Origin of the sequence: Micromonospora taraxaci (assembly GCF_007830095.1) — a bacterium.
Classification (GTDB): domain Bacteria; phylum Actinomycetota; class Actinomycetes; order Mycobacteriales; family Micromonosporaceae; genus Micromonospora; species Micromonospora taraxaci.
Window position 1 is genome coordinate 5,952,902 of sequence record NZ_VIWZ01000001.1, and the last position, 16,147, is coordinate 5,969,048.

General features: G+C 72.5%; 15 protein-coding genes. 8 read left to right on the plus strand and 7 right to left on the minus strand.

Annotated features, from left to right (window positions below):
- Window positions 1-79: 79 nt before the first annotated feature.
- The 7 genes from FHU34_RS26930 to FHU34_RS26960 all read left to right on the plus strand — a co-directional run bounded on the left by FHU34_RS26930 (window position 80) and on the right by FHU34_RS26960 (window position 6,592).
- On the plus strand, window positions 80-532 hold the full coding sequence (locus FHU34_RS26930; protein WP_145785824.1) for a hypothetical protein: 453 nt from the start codon (window positions 80-82) through the stop codon (window positions 530-532).
- The gene (locus tag FHU34_RS26935) at window positions 529-966 is read left to right on the plus strand and encodes a ferritin-like domain-containing protein (RefSeq protein WP_145785013.1); all 438 of its coding nucleotides are present in this window, start codon (window positions 529-531) and stop codon (window positions 964-966) included. Before FHU34_RS26930 ends, FHU34_RS26935 begins: the two co-directional genes overlap by 4 nt.
- A gap of 52 nt (window positions 967-1,018) precedes the next feature.
- Window positions 1,019-1,621, plus strand: a complete 603-nt coding sequence (locus FHU34_RS26940; RefSeq protein WP_145785014.1) for a PadR family transcriptional regulator — start codon at window positions 1,019-1,021, stop codon at window positions 1,619-1,621.
- Window positions 1,618-2,352, plus strand: a complete 735-nt coding sequence (locus tag FHU34_RS26945) for an ABC transporter ATP-binding protein (RefSeq protein WP_145785015.1) — start codon at window positions 1,618-1,620, stop codon at window positions 2,350-2,352. The genes FHU34_RS26940 and FHU34_RS26945 overlap by 4 nt, the downstream gene beginning before the upstream one ends.
- Entirely contained in the window at window positions 2,349-5,117 is a 2,769-nt protein-coding gene (locus tag FHU34_RS26950) for an FtsX-like permease family protein (RefSeq protein WP_244311848.1), read from the plus strand. Before FHU34_RS26945 ends, FHU34_RS26950 begins: the two co-directional genes overlap by 4 nt.
- An 85-nt stretch (window positions 5,118-5,202) precedes the next feature.
- Entirely contained in the window at window positions 5,203-5,703 is a 501-nt protein-coding gene (locus tag FHU34_RS26955; protein ID WP_145785016.1) for a nitroreductase/quinone reductase family protein, read from the plus strand.
- A 151-nt stretch (window positions 5,704-5,854) separates the two neighbouring features.
- On the plus strand, window positions 5,855-6,592 hold the full coding sequence (locus tag FHU34_RS26960) for a nucleotidyltransferase domain-containing protein (RefSeq protein ID WP_145785017.1): 738 nt from the start codon (window positions 5,855-5,857) through the stop codon (window positions 6,590-6,592).
- A 6-nt stretch (window positions 6,593-6,598) separates the two neighbouring features.
- Here FHU34_RS26960 and FHU34_RS26965 read toward each other — a convergent pair whose 3' ends face one another.
- The gene (locus tag FHU34_RS26965) at window positions 6,599-7,312 is read right to left on the minus strand and encodes a VIT1/CCC1 transporter family protein (protein ID WP_145785018.1); all 714 of its coding nucleotides are present in this window, start codon (window positions 7,310-7,312) and stop codon (window positions 6,599-6,601) included.
- 112 nt (window positions 7,313-7,424) lie between these two features.
- Window positions 7,425-8,282, minus strand: coding sequence for a type I methionyl aminopeptidase (map, locus tag FHU34_RS26970; protein WP_145785019.1), 858 nt, complete (start codon window positions 8,280-8,282; stop codon window positions 7,425-7,427).
- A 95-nt stretch (window positions 8,283-8,377) separates the two neighbouring features.
- On the opposite strand from map, the gene FHU34_RS26975 reads away from it, so the two are divergent.
- Entirely contained in the window at window positions 8,378-8,692 is a 315-nt protein-coding gene (locus FHU34_RS26975) for an STAS domain-containing protein (protein WP_208745084.1), read from the plus strand.
- Between the two features lie 21 nt (window positions 8,693-8,713).
- Here FHU34_RS26975 and FHU34_RS26980 read toward each other — a convergent pair whose 3' ends face one another.
- The 5 genes from FHU34_RS26980 to FHU34_RS27000 all read right to left on the minus strand — a co-directional run bounded on the left by FHU34_RS26980 (window position 8,714) and on the right by FHU34_RS27000 (window position 16,055).
- Window positions 8,714-12,373, minus strand: coding sequence for a SpoIIE family protein phosphatase (locus tag FHU34_RS26980; RefSeq protein WP_145785020.1), 3,660 nt, complete (start codon window positions 12,371-12,373; stop codon window positions 8,714-8,716).
- Window positions 12,374-12,565: 192 nt separating this feature from the next.
- Window positions 12,566-13,117: a pyridoxamine 5'-phosphate oxidase family protein gene (locus tag FHU34_RS26985; protein ID WP_145785021.1), complete on the minus strand. Its 552-nt coding sequence runs from the start codon at window positions 13,115-13,117 to the stop codon at window positions 12,566-12,568.
- On the minus strand, window positions 13,077-13,871 hold the full coding sequence (locus tag FHU34_RS26990) for a gamma-glutamyl-gamma-aminobutyrate hydrolase family protein (RefSeq protein ID WP_145785022.1): 795 nt from the start codon (window positions 13,869-13,871) through the stop codon (window positions 13,077-13,079). Before FHU34_RS26990 ends, FHU34_RS26985 begins: the two co-directional genes overlap by 41 nt.
- A gap of 55 nt (window positions 13,872-13,926) precedes the next feature.
- The gene (locus FHU34_RS26995) at window positions 13,927-14,700 is read right to left on the minus strand and encodes a 3-oxoacyl-ACP reductase (RefSeq protein ID WP_145785023.1); all 774 of its coding nucleotides are present in this window, start codon (window positions 14,698-14,700) and stop codon (window positions 13,927-13,929) included.
- Window positions 14,700-16,055, minus strand: a complete 1,356-nt coding sequence (locus tag FHU34_RS27000) for an aldehyde dehydrogenase family protein (protein WP_145785024.1) — start codon at window positions 16,053-16,055, stop codon at window positions 14,700-14,702. The genes FHU34_RS26995 and FHU34_RS27000 overlap by 1 nt, the downstream gene beginning before the upstream one ends.
- Between the last annotated feature and the right edge of the window lie 92 nt (window positions 16,056-16,147).

The window sequence follows — 16,147 nt, forward strand, 5'->3', positions numbered from 1 at the left end:
CCTCATGGTGTTGACTTGCCCGGTGGGGATCGGCAGAACGACACAGCGCAACCAGGCATCCGGACATTCCCGGCGAAAGATCCTGCGTGGCGGGGCGCTGCTGGTGCTCGGTGGCACCGCCGCGCCGCTGACCGGCTGTGATCTTTTCGACCGTGACGACAAGCCAGCGCCGCCGCCGGACCCGCTGCGGCCGATGGTGGACGAGGCGCTCGCGCTGGCCGAGGCGTACCGGAGCAGCGCCGCCGCACATCCGGACCTGGCCGACCGCCTCGGCCCGATCGGCGAGGCGCACACCGCCCACGCCACCGAGCTGGCCCGGGTGATCGGCGTGGCCCTGCCCTCGGCGGGGGCCAGCGCCCCGACCACCGCTGCGGCGGCCGACCAGGCCGGCGCGCTCGCCGCGCTGCGCGCACTCGAGAAGAGCGCCCAGAAGTCCGCCACCGAGTCCTGCGCGGCGGCGCCCGCCGAGCGGGCCGCACTGCTCGGGTCGATCGTCGCCGCCCGCGCCACCCACCAGGAGGCACTGAAGTGAGGCAGCCGTCCGCCGGGGAGGCTCTCGCCTCCGCCCTGTCCGCCGAGTACGCGGCCATCTACGCCTACGGGCGGATCGGTGTCCGGCTCACCGGCGCGGCACGGGAGGCGGCACACCAGGCAGAGGCCGCCCATCGACGTCGGCGCGACACCCTGGTGGTGCAGCTCACCACCGCCGGCGGCGTCGTACCGCCGGACCGGGCCGGCTACGCGCTGCCGTTCCCGGTCACCGACCGGGCGAGCGCCCTGCGGCTCGCCGCCGAGGTGGAGGAACGCACGGCCGCGCACTGGCGGGCGGCGTTGGCGTCCACCACCGGCGCCGACCGGGACCAGGCGCTGGCGGCCCTGGTGGAGTACGCCGTACGCGCCACCCGGTGGCGCAAGACGGCCGGACTGACCCCGCTGACCGTCCCGTTTCCCGGTCGACCTGCCTGAACAGGCCCACTCCGGTTGCGGAGCGCATACCAGGTATGCATACTCCGTTGCCATGTCCATCCGTCACGGGTTGCTCGCCCTGCTCGAACGCGGCCAGATGTACGGCTACCAGCTGCGCGCCGCGTTCGAGGAGTCGACCGGCTCGACCTGGCCGCTGAACATCGGGCAGGTCTACACCACGCTGTCCCGGCTGGAACGGGACGGTCTGGTGCGCCCGCTGCCGGAGAGCGAGGCCGGGCAGCGCCCGTACGAGATCACCGATGCCGGCCGGGCGGACCTGGCGCTGTGGTTCGCCACCCCGATCAGCCGCACCGACCGGCCCCGCGACGAGTTGGCCATCAAGCTGGCGTTGGCGCTGACCACCCCCGGAGTGGACGTCCGTTCGGTGGTGCAGGCCCAGCGCAGCGCGACGATGCGTGCCCTACAGGAGCTGACCCGGCTGAAGTACGGCAGCAACCGGCCGGAGGACCTCCCCTGGCGCCTCGTCCTGGACTCCATGGTGTTCCAGGCCGAGGCGGAGGTGCGCTGGCTGGACCACTGCGAGAGCAGTCTGGTGCGGCACCAACCCAGCGGCCCGGCACCTCCCGTGCCCCGACCGGGGGACGCCGACGCGCAGGACTCGGCGAGGTGGGCCGGCGAGGAGGCGCGACGGTGAGCGGGTCGGACGACGCGGTGTTGGAGCTCCGCGCCGTCCACCGCACCCACGGCACCGGACCGGCGGCGGTGCACGCGCTGCGCGGCGTCAGCCTGGCCGTCCGGCCCGGCGAACTGGTCGCCGTGATGGGGCCGTCCGGATCCGGCAAGTCGACGCTGCTGGCGCTGGCCGGAGGGTTGGACCGTCCGACCGGCGGCGAGGTCCGGGTCGAGGGGCAACCGCTCGGGGCCCTGAACCGTCGCGGGCTGGCCCAACTGCGTCGACGCCGGATCGGCTACATCTTCCAGCAGCTGAATCTGCTGGGCAGTCTGACCGCGCTGGAGAACGTGGCGCTCCCGCTGGAGCTCGACGGCACCAGCGGACGCCGCGCCCGCGCGCTGGCCCGGGCCGCGCTCACCGAGGTGGGCCTGCCCGGGCTGGGTGACCGCTTCCCCGACCAGCTCTCCGGCGGGCAGCAGCAGCGGGTGGCCATCGCCCGCGCGTTGGTGGGTGAGCGGCGGCTGGTACTCGCCGACGAGCCCACCGGCGCACTGGACTCGCAGACCGGCGAGGCGGTGCTGCACCTGCTGCGCCGCCGGATCGACGCGGGCGCCGCCGGGGTACTGGTCACCCACGAGGCACGACACGCCGGCTGGGCGGACCGGGTGGTGTTCCTCCGCGACGGCGTACTCGTCGACACGACGGCACCGCTGGGCAGCGTCGAGCAGCTGCTGTCCGGTAGCGAGCGGTGATCACCCGCCGTACGCGGCAGGCCCCTGGCCGGGCCGACCCCGTGCCGGCGTCGCCGGTCCAGCCACCCGTCCTCGTCGGCCGGCGGCGGATCGCCGAGCTGACCGGCTCCTGGCGGACCGCGCTGCGGATCGCGCGACGCGAGTCCCGCCGGGCCCGGCGACGGACCGCCCTGGTCCTCGCGATGATCGCCCTGCCGGTGGCCGCGCTGGCCTTCCTCGCGGCGAACTACGACATGGCCGAGCTGACCGCGCAGGAACGTGTCGACCGTCGACTCGGCGTCGCCGACGCGGAGTTGCAGTGGGTCGCCAACGGCCCGGTGGGACAGGACGAGTGGGGTGAGGGCTGGAACACGCAGGACGGCAAGCCCCCTCCGAGGGTCACCGCAGCCCAGATGACCGCGCTGCTGGGTCCGGGCAGTCGGGTCACCGAGGTGCGCCCGCACGCCCCGCTGACCCTGCGCGGCCCGGACCGCGACGAGAACGTGTCCGGTCGGGTGCTGGACCTCGGCGACCCGCTGGCCCGAGGGCTGGTGCGGTTCCTGGCCGGCCGGGCACCACAGCAGCCCGGCGAGGTAGCGGTCAGCCCGGCGGCACTGCGCCGCCTGGACCTGCGCCTCGGTGACGCCGTCACGGTCGCCGACGGGAGCAGGGCGTACACAGTGGTGGGGGTGGTCGAGTTCCCCGACGACCTCGGTCCGGTCGTGGCGCTGCACCCGGGAGCCGTACCGAAGACCGGTCCGGGGCCGGACAGCGTCTGGTTGGCGGACATACCCGGGACCGTCGACGCCGCGCTGGTGTCCCGGCTCAACGACCGGGGAGTGGTGGTCACCGCACGTCACTCGGACGGTCCGGGCGACGGAGCGAACCGGACCCGGTTCGGGTTCATCGGGGCGAGCGACGCCAACGACCTGAGCACCGGCGTCCTGATCGCCGGCCTCGGGCTGCTGGAGGTCGTCCTGCTGGTCGGGCCGGCCTTCGCCGTCGGCGTCCGTCGTCGACGGCGGGATCTGGCGCTGGTCGCGGTGGCCGGTGGGGATGCCGCCCAACTGCGCCGGGTCGTGCTGGCCGACGGTGTGGTGCTGGGCGTGCTGGGCGCCGCCGTCGGCCTGATCGTCGGCGTCGGCGCGGCGTTCGCCGGTCGCCCGCTGATGGAGGAGTACGTCTTCGGCCTGCGCTTCGGCGGCTACCGCTGCTGGCCGGCCGCCCTGGTGCTGCTCGGTGCGGTAGCGGTGCTGGCCGGGGTGCTCGCCGCGCTGGCACCGGCGTGGACGGCCGCCCGGCAGGACGTCAGCGCCGGGCTCGCCGGGCGACGTACCCCACCGGTGTCCCCGGCCCGGTGGTTGGTCGTCGGCCTGGCGCTGGTCGTGGGCGGGGCGGGGCTGGCGGCGTACGGGTCCAGCCGGACCTCCCCCGCGGTGATCCTCACCGGTCTGATCCTCGGCGAGCTGGGGCTGGTGTCCTGCACGCCGACGTTGATCACGACGCTCGCCCGCCTCGGCCGGCTGTTGCCGTTGGCGCCGCGGATCGCGTTGCGCGACGCCAGCCGCAACCGAGCCGCCGCGGTGCCGGCAATCTGCGCCGTGATGGCCGCCGTCGCCAGCAGCGTGGCGCTCGGTGGGTACCTGGCCAGTGACGGCGTCCGCGACGCACGCGCCTATCAGCCGATGCTGCCGACCGGTCACATGCTGGTCTACCAGAACGGGTCGGGCCAGCAACCGACGCTGGCCCAGGTGGTCGACGCGGCCCAGGATCAGTTGGGGGTCGACGCGGTGGCCGCGGTCCACACGCCGGACTGCGACGCGACGGGCACCGTCTACTGCGACATCGCGCCGGTGCTCCCCGCGAGCCGGGCATGCCCCTGGCAGATCGGCGACGACCTTCCCGCGTCGCACCGCCAGCAGGCTCGGTCCGACCCACGCTGCGAGTTGGACCCCTCCGAGGGCTACGTGCAGCCCGAGGTGGACGACGGCAGCGCGCTACCACTTCTCACCGGCGCGGACCCGACGACGACAGCGGCGGCCTCGGCGGTGCTGCGTGCCGGCGGCGTGGTGGTGACCGACCCGCGCTACCTGCACGACGGTCTGGTGACGGTACGCGTCAGCCGGGTGGATACCGGACGGGATCAACTGACCACGCTGCGTGATCTGCCGGGGTACGCGCTGCCCCGGGCGGTCGGCTATCCCCGTCTGCTGCTGTCCACCGGCGCGGCCCGACAACTCGGCGTGAGCTGGTCCTCGTCCGGCTGGGTGGTCGGCACCACGATTCCGCCCGACGAGGAGCAGCAGGCACGGTTCACCGCCGCCCTGCGGTCGTTCGGGACCTTCTCGCTGAACGTGGAGCAGGGTTCCGCGCCAAGGGACGTCTCACCGCTGCTCCTGCTGATCGCGGCGGCGGCCGGCCTGATCACGGTGGGAGCGGCCGGTATCGCCACGGCGCTCGCCGCCGCCGAGGGACGCGCCGAACTGACCACCCTGGCGGCCGTCGGCGCGGCACCTGCGTTACGCCGGTTGCTGGCGATCTGCCAGGCCGGGGTCATCGCCGGGCTCGGTTCGGTGCTCGGCATCGTGGCCGGGCTGGGCACCGCGGCGATCGTGCTGTTCTCGGTCAACCGGCAGTACGCCAGCGACTGGCCGGTACCCGATCCGTACCCGATCCTGGTGCCGTGGCCCACGCTCGGGGTGCTCGTGCTGGTGCCGGTGGTGGCGATGCTCGGGGCCGGTCTGTTCACCCGCGCCCGGCTGCCGATCGAGCGGAGACTGGACTGACCGCTGGGCACCCCGTCCGCCGGTCGGCGATTGGTGCGCGTGCGGGGGGTGCCGCGCGGGCCGGGCAACCGGCAGACTGATCCGCGTGTCAGTGCTGGGAAATCTCACCCGCCGAGTTGGTCACTACCGGTGGTTCGGCGCCGCCGCGCGTCTGCTGGTTCCCGCCGACCGGGTGATCGGTCGGCTCACCCGGGGCCGGGTGGTCGCGCTCGGCCTGATGCCGTCCCTGGTGATCACCACGACCGGTCGCCGCTCCGGCAAGCCCCGCAGCAACCCGCTGCTGTACGTGCGGGACGACGACGCCTACGTGGTGATCGGCTCCAACTGGGGGCAGACGCACCACCCCGGCTGGGCGATGAACGTCCTCGCCGACCCAGCCGCCACGGTGGACGTGAAGGGTCGACGGATCCCGGTACGCGCCGTCCGGGCGTCCGGCGCCGAGCGGGACCGGCTGTGGCAGTTGCTGGTCACTGAGTGGCCCGCGTACCACACGTACGTGCAGCGGGCCGGCGGCCGGGAGATCCACATCTTCCGGCTGGTGCCGACCGGGCGCGGCGCGCCCGCCGACCCGCCGCCTGCTGGCTAAACTTCGACGGCAGTTGGCGAGTCGAGTTTCCCCACGCCCCACGCCCACGATCCGAGCAACGTCCCGGATGTCGCTGCCTCCAACCCGTGGGAGACACCAACATCCCTGATGTTCGCGCGGATCGTGGCGCCCAGTAGCGGGAGGTGACGCCGTGAGCGCGAGCGGCGGGCAGACCGGTGTCGATCGGGGTCTCGACGATGGACGCTGGGCGGTCGCGGAGCGGGTCGCCGAGGCGGTCCGGCGGCGTTTCCCGGCCGATGTGCTCGCGGTAGCTGTGCACGGGCCCCTGGCGCACGGTGACGACGACGGCGGTGGGGACCGCGAGGCGGGGATGTTGGTGGTCACCTACCGGTCCGGTGCCGGCCCGCCGCCGGCGACCCGTCGTGTGGACGGAGTGCTCGTCGATCTGACAGTGGCCGGTGCGGAGGACTATCTGGCGCAGGCTCGGGTGGTCTCTCCGCTGTGGCCGCTGACCGCCGACCGTTACGTCACCACGCAGGCGCTGCACGACCCGTCGGGTTGGTTGCGGACGCTGCGCGACGAGCATCTGGGCCGGCTGGCCCGGGCTCGACCGGCGGAGTTCAGCACCGCGGCCCGGCAGGCCTGGTATCGGGGCAGCGCGGCGCACGCCCGGGCGGCCCGGCTCGCCGAGTGGTACGAGACCGACCAGGCCCTGTTGATGCTCGGTGAGGCCCGGCTGGCTGCGGCCACGGTGACGGGTCTGCTGAGCCGCACCTACTTCCGTGACCCGGGGGACGCGGTGCGGCGCACCGGGTTGGCCGGGGCGGACATGACCGAGGTGGGTGCGGTGCTGGCCCGGCAGGCTGAGGAGTTGGCCGCCCGTGGTCGTGCGGTCGACGGGACGATCGACGAACTGCTCACGGGTTGACCAGCGTCACAGCCCGCCCTGCACCCCGATCAGCGTGCCGATGAGATAGGTGGCACCGGCCGCGGCGGCACCCAGCAGCAGTTGGCGGAGGCCGCCGGTCCACCAGGGCCGCTTGGTGAAGCGGGCGACGATTGCCCCGGCGGCGAACAGTCCGAGCCCGCCGACAGCGAGTGCCAGCCACAGCTCGGTGGCGCCGAACAGGTAGGGCAACAGCGGGATCAGGGCGCCCAGCGAGAAGAACAGGAACGACGAGGTCGCCGCCGCCCACGGGCTGGGCTGGTCGTCGGGGTCGACGCCCAACTCCTCGCGGACGTGCACCCGCAGGGCTTCCTCCGGGTCGCGGCGTACCGCTTCGGCGACCTGGGTGGCGAGGTCCCGGGGTAGGCCGCGGGCCACCCAGGCGTCGGCAAGTTCGCGGGCCTCCGCCTCGGGGTGGCGTTCCAGCTCCCGGCGCTCCTTGGCCACCTCGGCGGCGACCTGCTCGTTGGCGGAGCGGACGCTCGTGTACTCACCGAGGCCCATGGAGATCGCCCCGGCGACCAGGCCGGCGGTGCCGGTGAGCACGATGCTGTGCGACGACACCCCGCCGCCGCCGACGCCGGCGATCAGGGCGATGTTGGTGACCAGGCCGTCCATCGCGCCGAAGACGGCCGGGCGCAGCCAGCCGCCGGAGACGTCGGCGTGGTGCGCCTCGCGCAGGGCTGCTGGGGCGTCGGTCACGGTGCCTGCCCTTCGTTCGCGACTGCGGGACTCCGCTTCGCTGCGTTCCTCGCGCTCACGGATCTGCTTTCGTTCGCGACTGCGGGACTCCGCTTCGCTGCGTTCCTCGCGCTCACGGCAGGGTGAGAATCTCGTGGCTGTCGTCGGTCACCACGATGGTGTGCTCGAACTGGGCCGTCCACTTCCGGTCCTTGGTGACGACGGTCCACCCGTCGTCCCACATGTCGTACTGGTAGGTGCCGAGAGTGATCATCGGCTCGATGGTGAACGTCATCCCTGGTTCCATGATGTCGGTGGGACGCGGGCTGTCGTAGTGCGGCACGTAGAGCCCGCTGTGGAAGGCCTCGCCGATGCCGTGGCCGGTGAAGTCGCGGACCACCCCGTAGCCGAACCGCTTGGCGTACGACTCGATGACCCGGCCCACCACATTGATCTGCCGGCCCGGGGCGACAGCGCGGATGCCGCGCATCATCGCCTCGTGGGTGCGCTCGACCAGCAGTCGGGCTTCCTCGCTGACCTCACCGACGCAGAAGGTGGCGTCGGTGTCACCGTGCACCCCACCGATGTACGCGGTGACGTCGACGTTGATGATGTCGCCGTCCTGAATGACGGTGGAGTCCGGGATGCCGTGGCAGATGACCTCGTTGATGCTGGTGCAGCAGGACTTCGGGAAGCCCTTGTAGCCCAGCGTCGACGGGTAGGCGCCGTGGTCGCAGAGGAACTCGTGCACCACCTTGTCGATCTCGTCGGTGGTCACGCCGGGCTTGCAGTGCTCGCCGGCGAGTTGGGTCGCCTGGGCGGCGAGTCGGCTGGCGACCCGCATCTTCTCGATGGTCTCCGGCGTCTGCACGTGCGAGCCACGCCACTCCTGCGGACGCTTCTTGCCCACGTACTCCGGTCGGGCGATCTGGGACGGCACCGGTCGCAGCGGGGAGAGCGTGCCGGGTGTCAGCGGAGGGCGGACGGTCATGCCACAAGCCTATCGCCGGGAGCGCTGGTGACCCGCGCCACGGCTGCTGGGAGGAGGTTGTTGCCCTGCAAGTGTCGCTGTGCCATGGTGTCTGCGTGGATCAAGGGGGAGCACCACCTGTCTTCTCCGCCAGCGCGGAGATCGACGGTGACCACCTTCGCGTCGTGGTGGCCGGTGAGGTCGACATGGCGACCGCGGACACGATGCTCCAGACCGCGCTGCGCGAGCCCGCCGAGCGGATCACCCTCGACCTGCGCACTGTCACCTTCTTCGACTCGGCCGCCATCCACGCCCTGGTCCGGCTCGCCCAGCAGTTTCCGGGCACGCTCACCGTCCTGCCGTCCCGGCAGGTCCGTCGGGTGCTGGACATCTCCGGCCTGGGCGAGCAGACCTGGCTCAGCCCAACCTGAACGACCGCGCCGGGCGCGCGGTCAGTCCCGCAACTGCCGGCGCAGCGTCACCTCGGTGCCCTCGTCGGTACGCCGCACCGACAGGTCACCCAACGCCCTGATCAGGGCCAGACCACGCCCCCGGAACCCGGAGCCAGTCGACTCACGCCACTGCCCGCTGTCCCGCACGGTGGCCGTCACCGTCCTGTTCTCGATGGCCACCTCCACGCTGATCGTGGCCTCGGCGGGGTGGACCGGGTGTTCGATGGCGTTCGCGGCGGCCTCGGAGACCGCGACGGTCAGGTCGAACACGTCGGTCTCACCGACCTCGTGCGCGACCAGGAAGTCCTCCAGACGCTTACGCAGCACGCTCAGCCGGGTCGGGTCCGCCGGTAGCCGCAAGGCGAAGCGGTTCAGCTCCACCGCTTCGAGGGCGAGCACCGCCACGTCGTCACGGCGGGGCCGCCCGTCGACCCGCTCGACCACCGCGTCGATCAGGTCGGCCACGTGCTCGCTGGGGGTAGCCGCGTCCAGGCACAGTTGGGCCAGCGCGCCGTCGATGTCGAGTTGCCGGTCCTCGATCAGCCCGTCGGTGTAGAGCAGCAACCGACTGCCCGACGCCAACTCACCCTCGACCGCCTCGTACGTCGCGTCGGGGATGGCACCTACCGGCGGGCCGAGCGCGCGGACGTGCAGGAACGCCACGTCGGCTCCTCTGATCAGCAGTGGGGACGGGTGACCGGCACTGGCGTACCGCAGGCGGCTGGTACGCGGATCGAACACCAGACAGACCACCGTCGCGAAGGAGCGGCGCTCGGTGGACCCGACCAGCCGGTTGAGCCGGGTCAGCGACTCGCCCGGGCCGTAGCCCTCCAGCAGGTACGCCCGCAGGGCGTTGCGCAGTTGCCCCATCGCGGCGGCGGCCTGGACGCCCTTGCCGACCACGTCGCCGATGACCAGCACCAGGTCGCCGTTGTCGAGGGCGATGGCGTCGTACCAGTCACCGCCGACCTCGACGTCGGCGGTGCCGGGCAGGTAACGGCTGGCCAGCACCGCCCCAGGCAGCTGCGGCAGCGTTCGCGGCAGCAGGCTGTGTTGCAGGGTGGTGGCGATGCGGTGTTCGGCCTCGTAGAGCTGGGCGTTCTCCAACCGCACCCCGACCAGCCGGGCCAGCTGGGTCAGCGCGGCGTCGTCGGCCTGCGCGTCATCGCCGGCGGGTCGCCAGACCCGCAGCTCGCCGAGAGTGTCACCGGCGGTGCCCGTCAACTCGGTCACGAAGGACGGGTCCGCGGCGGCGGCGCCACCGCCGTCCGCCTCGGAGCGGACCCCGGCCGCGGTGATCACCACTCGGGCGGCCTCGGCGAGGCTGAGCGCGTGTCGGGCGGCGACCTGGAGCACGTCGCCGGTGGACCGGGCGGTGTTGACCGCCACCGCCGCGTCGGCCAGCGCCCGGAGCCGGCGGATGATCTGCCCGCGGAGCTGGCCCAGCTCGACGTTGGCCCGGACCCGGGCGATCAACTCCTGGCTGGCGAAGGGCTTGGTGAGGTAGTCGTCCGCGCCGGCGGAGAGACCGGCGACGGCCTCCGCGGCACCGGCCCGGGCGGAGAGCAGCACGATCGGCACATGCCGGGTACGCGGGTCCGCGCGCAGCGCGCTCACCAGCCCGAACCCGTCGAGTCGGGGCATCATCACGTCGCTGAGGACCAGGTCGAACCCGCCGTCGCGGGCCAGCGGCAGCGCGGCCAGCCCGTCGTTCGCGGTGACCACCTCCCAGGTCGGGGAGAGCAGCCGCGTGACGTGCTCGCGCAGGTCCGCGTTGTCGTCGACGACCAGGATCCGGCCGGCCGGGGTGCCGTCGGTCGGCCGGCTGTCGTACTCGGGTGCCGGGCCGGTGCCGCTCCACAACGCGGTCTCTGCCACGAAAAGGCGGGCCTGCTCGGGCTCACCCGTCGGCTGGTGGCCGAACGTGACGACCCGGTCCGCCGGCAGGTGTTCCGCACCGGTCGGGATGGTCACCGTGAAGGTGCTGCCCTCGTCGACCTGGCTGGTCAACCCCACTTCGCCGCCGTGCATTTCGACCAGCTCCCGGACCAGCGCCAGGCCGATCCCGGTGCCCTCGTGGGTGCGTGCGCGCGCCCCGGGCACCCGGTGGAACCGCTCGAAGACGTGCGGAATCTCGTTCGGCACAATGCCGATGCCGGTGTCGGTCACCTCCAGCCGGGCCGCGCCGTCCAACGCCCGGACCTGCACCCGGATCTCGCCGTCGAAGGTGAACTTGACAGCGTTGGACACCAGGTTGAGGACGATCTTCTCCCACATGTCGCGGTCGACGAAGACCGGCGCCGGCAGCGGCGGGCAGTCCACCACCAGCCGCAATCCGGCCCGATCGGTGGCCGACCGGAAGGTGCTGGCCAGCCGGGCCGTGTAGCCGGCGAGGTCGGTGGGCTGGTAGCGGGCGGCGAGCCGACCGGACTCCAGTCGGGAGAAGTCCAGCACTGTGTTGACTAGCTTGAGCAGGCGCAACGCGTTGCGGTGCATCGTGGTGAGCCGCTCGGTCCCGGAGGCGGGTAGCGCCGGGTCGGCCAGCATGTCCTCCAGTGGGCCGAGCACCAGGGTCAGCGGGGTGCGGAACTCGTGGCTGACGTTGGCAAAGAAGTTGGTCTTCGCCCGGTCCAGTGCCGCCAACTCGGCGGCCCGGGCCCGTTCCTGCTCGTACGCACGCTGCGTGCCGACCGCACGGGAGATCTGCGCGGCGACCAGGTCGAGGAAGTTCCGGTAGTCGTCGCCGAGCGGTAGCTGACGGCCCACGCCGACGATCAGCGCGCCCACCGTCTGGTTGGTCGCCGTGAGCGGCAGTACGAGGGCCTGGTCGGCGGCGTCGACCGGCGGCGACTCGACCAGGTCGGCCACCTCGACCGTGGCGGGCGTGCCGTCGGCGGTCACCCGGGCCAGCACCTGCGCGACGGCGTCGACGGCCGGCGGGACGCTGCCGGTCGAGCCGGCCAGGGCGAGTTGACCGCTGGCGTCGGCCAGGTAGATCAGGGCGAGCGGCACGTCCGCCCGGTGCCGGCCGAGCACCTCGGCCGCGGTTCGGCCGAGCTCGGCGGCGCTGCCGATGTCGTTCAGCTCGGCGCCCAGTTCGGCCAGTGCCCGCAGCCGGCGCTCGCCGAGCACCCGTCCGGTGGTCTCGCTGACGATGCAGTAGACGCCACCGACCGAACCGTCGGCGCTGCGGATCGGGTCGTACGAGACGTTGAAGTAGGTCTGCTCGACGAAGCCGTGCCGGTCCAGCAGGAAGGGGTGATCCTCGCCACGGTAGGAGCGACCTGTGGTCCGGACGCCGTCGAGCAGCGGGCCGAGCACCGGCCAGGTCTCCGCCCAGGACGCGCGGGCCGGTTGGCCGATGGCGTAGGGGTGCTTGGCACCGATGGTCGGCCGGTAGGCGTCGTTGTAGAAGGCGAGATGGTCGTCACCCCAGAACATGGCGATCGGCGCGCTGGAGGCGAGCATCATGCCGACCGCGTTGGACAGCGCGACAGGCCACTGACCAGGTGTGCCCAACGGGCCGGAGGACCAGTCGAAGGTCGCCAGCCGCTCGCCCAACTCACCACCGGCCGCGAACGCCGCCGACAGCATCGGGGAGGCCTCGCTGCCGGACGCGGCAGGATGCCGTTCGTCCGCGCCCCCCTGGGCCGAGCTCATGCAGCCTCCCGCTCCGGCCGACCCCGCGACCGTTGATCTTCTCCCGCCGTGCTCGGACTTGTACCCCAGCGGACCAGCAACGTAACGCATCACGACAGATGGACGCTGTTGACGTTCGTGCGAGCCGTCGGACACCGGACAGCGCGGGTGCGCCGCGGCGTCGAACGGCGGTGGTCGAAGCGCTCCGACCAGTCAGAAGACCGGCAGCCCGTCGATGCTTGCCGCGTTCTTGGTGGCCCGGTAGGCCACCAGATCCTCGGCCGTACGACGGGAGTGTGACGTGAGCAACAGATCACGCTCGGTGCGGAAGTCCATCAGGGGCACCGCGTAGCCGCAGGAGTCGCTGACCCGCTCCACCTCGACGGTGATCACCGCCCGGACGGCGTGCACGTCCGGAGGCGCCGGAAACTCGGCGAGCCGGTCGGCGAAGGTCTCCTCGGTCACGGCGACGCTGATGCCCCGGCCGTGCAGCCGGACGATCTTCGGCGGCCCGTCGAAGGCACAGAACATCAGCGTGATCCGGCCGTTGTCCCGCAGGTGGGCGATGGTCTCCACCCCGCTGCCGTGATAGTCGAGGTAGGCCACCCGGTGCGGCCCGAGGATCACGAAGGTGCCCCGCATGCCCTTCGGCGAGACGTTGACGTGCCCCTCTGCGCCGGACGGCGCGGTGGCCACGAAGAAGAGCGGCTGAGCCGTGATGAAGTCACCCAGTCGACTGTCGATCTCCGGATAGACCTTGCCCATCCGTCGATCCTCCCACCGGTGACGCCACCGCACGGGGGCGACGAGCGTCACACCCGCTGTCGACCAGCCGCCCGGCGGCCCGCACCAGCGCGGTGATCGGCAGCGGGTCCGGCTCGTTCTCCGGATGCCACTGCACACCGAGCACGAACGGCAGGGCCGGATCCTCCACCGCTTCCACCACACCGTCCTCCGCCCAACCGGTGACCCACAGCCGGCCCGGGTCGGCGACCGCCTGGTGGTGGTAGGAGTTGACCCGGTCCACCCCGGCCAGCACCGTCGCCGCCAGACTTCCCGGCGCGAACCGCACCGGGTGGCTGCCGTAGACACCGGGCGCCGGGCGGTGCGCATCATGACCGACCACGTCGGGCAGGTGCTGGTGCAGGGTTCCGCCGTAGGCGACGGCGAGCAACTGCATGCCCCGGCATACGCCCAGCACCGGCATTTCGGCGGCGAGCGCGGCGGCCAACACTGTCAACTCGCCGGCGTCCCGGTCCGGCCGGTCCTCGGTACGCGGGTCGGGCCGCTGCCCGTACCGCCCCGGACCGACGTCGGCGCCACCTGCCAACAGCAGCCCGTCCAGGACCGCCACCACGTCACCGTCCACGTCGTCCGGCGGCAGGACCACGGCCCGACCGCCGGCGGCCGTCACCGCCCGCGCGTACGCCTCCGGCAGCAGAACGGCCGGTACGTCCCTCCACACCGCCCAACCGGCCGGCTCGACGTACGCGCTGATCCCGATCAGCGGCCTCCTCACAGCGCTGGCACCGTTCGCGACTGCGGGGCTCGCAAGACCGGCTCACTCCTCGCGCTCACAGAGGCGTGACGTACGCGCCGGTGATGCCGCCGTCGACCACGAACTGCGCGGCGGTCATGAACGAGGCGTCGTCGCTGGCCAGGAACGCCACCGCGGCGGCGATCTCCTCCGGTTGTCCGAACCGGCCCATCGGCACGTGCACGAGGCGGCGGGCGGCCCGCTCCGGATCGGCGGCGAACAACTCCAACAGCAGCGGGGTGGCCACCGGGCCCGGACAGAGCGCGTTGACCCGGATGCCCTCGCGGGCGAACTGCACACCCAGCTCCCGGGTCATCGCCAGCACCCCGCCCTTGCTCGCGGTGTACGCGATCTGCGACGTCGCCGCGCCCATCAGCGCCACGAAGGAGGCGGTGTTGATGATCGACCCCTTGCCCTGGCGACGCATGTGCGGGATCGCGTACTTGCAGCACAGGTAGACGCTCGTCGTGTTGACCCGGAGCACCCGCTCCCACGCGTCGAGGCCGGTGTCCAGGATGGAGTCGTCGTCGGGTGGGGAGATGCCGGCGTTGTTGAACGCGACGTCCACCCGGCCGTGCCGGTCGGCCACCCCGTCGAACAGGTCACGTACCGCCGACTCGTCGGCCACGTCGGTGTGGACGAACTCGCCGCCGCACTCCTCGGCCGCCTTCGTGCCGGCCGTCGTGTCGATGTCCACGCACACCACCCTGGCCCCCTCGGCGGCGAACCGCCGGACGGTGGCCAACCCGATGCCGCTGCCCGCGCCGGTGACCACTGCCACCCGGTCCTGCAACCGACCCTGCACCCGCATCACTCCTCTGTCGCGATGAACACGTTCTTGACGTCGGTGAAGGAGTGCAGCGCGTCCGGGCCCAGCTCACGGCCGAGCCCGGAACGCTTCATCCCACCAAACGGGGTCCAGTAGCGCACCGAGGAGTGCGAGTTGACACTGAGGTTGCCCGCCTCGACGGCGCGGGCCAGGCGCAGCGCCCGACCCACGTCCCGGGTCCAGATGGAGCCGGACAGGCCGTACTCGGTGTCGTTGGCGAGCCGGACCGCGTCGGCCTCGTCGTCGAACGGCAGCACCGAGACCACCGGCCCGAAGATCTCCTCCCGCCAGTGCCGGTCGGCAGGTGAGTCGGCCAACAGCACAGTGGGCGCGTGCCAGAACCCGGGGCCGTCGGGGCAGGACCCGGTGAACGCGACCGTCGCGTCGGTCAGGTAGCCGGCGACCCGGTCCCGTTGGGTGGCGGAGATGAGCGGGCCCATCTCGGCGGTGTCCCGGGACGGGTCCTCGACCCGCACCGCGCGTACCGCTGGTTCGAGGAGCGCCAGGAACCGGTCGTACACCGGCCGTTGGACGAGGATCCGCGACCGTGCGCAGCAGTCCTGGCCGGCGTTGTCGAAGACCGCGCCCGGCGCGGTCGCGGCGGCGCGTTCCAGGTCCGCGTCGGCGAACACGATGTTCGCGCTCTTGCCCCCCAACTCCAGGGTGAGCCGCTTCACCTGGGCGGCGCAGCCGGCCATGATCCGGGTGCCGACCTCGGTCGAGCCGGTGAAGCAGATCTTGCGGACCGCCGGGTGGCTGACGAACCGCTCCCCCACCACAGCCCCCTCGCCCGGTACGACGGTGAACACGTCGTCGGGCAGGCCGGCCTCGCGGGCCAGCTCGGCCAGCCGCAGCGCGGTGAGCGGGGTCAGCTCGGCGGGTTTGAGCACCACTGTGTTGCCGGCGGCGAGGGCCGGCACGAATCCCCAGGCGGCGATCGGCATCGGGAAGTTCCACGGCACGATCACGCCGACCACGCCCAGCGGCTCGTGGAAGGTGACGTCCAGCCCACCCGGCACCGGGATCTGCCGCCCAGTCAACCGCTCCGGCGCCCCGGCATAGTAGTCCAGGACGTCCCGCACGTTGCCGGCTTCCCACCGGGCGTTGCCGACGGTGTGCCCGGAGTTGCGGACCTCCAGCGCGGCCAACTCGTCCAGATGCGCGTCGACGACGGAGGCGAACCGCCGCAGCAACCGGGCCCGATCCCCCGGCCCGACCTTCCGCCACCCCTCGAATGCCCGAGCCGCCCGTTCGATGGCCGCGTCGACCTCGTCCAGGGAAGCCCCAGGAACCTCCCGAAACCCCACCCCGCTAGAGGGGTCAACCACGAGCGTCACAAGCCCCACCCCGCCCCCGCCTCGTCGATCATGGAGTTGTGGTGCCCCATCAAAGCCGCGATCCACCTCATACCGTCCACCACAACTCCATG

Coding starts and splice junctions, on each gene's coding strand:
- FHU34_RS26940 (WP_145785014.1), top strand. CDS start 1,019: ATGTCCATCCGTCACGGGTTGCTCGCCCTGCTCGAACGCGGCCAGATG.
- map (WP_145785019.1), bottom strand. CDS start 8,282: ATGACCGTCCGCCCTCCGCTGACACCCGGCACGCTCTCCCCGCTGCGA.
- FHU34_RS26980 (WP_145785020.1), bottom strand. CDS start 12,373: ATGAGCTCGGCCCAGGGGGGCGCGGACGAACGGCATCCTGCCGCGTCC.
- FHU34_RS26985 (WP_145785021.1), bottom strand. CDS start 13,117: ATGGGCAAGGTCTATCCGGAGATCGACAGTCGACTGGGTGACTTCATC.
- FHU34_RS26995 (WP_145785023.1), bottom strand. CDS start 14,700: ATGCGGGTGCAGGGTCGGTTGCAGGACCGGGTGGCAGTGGTCACCGGC.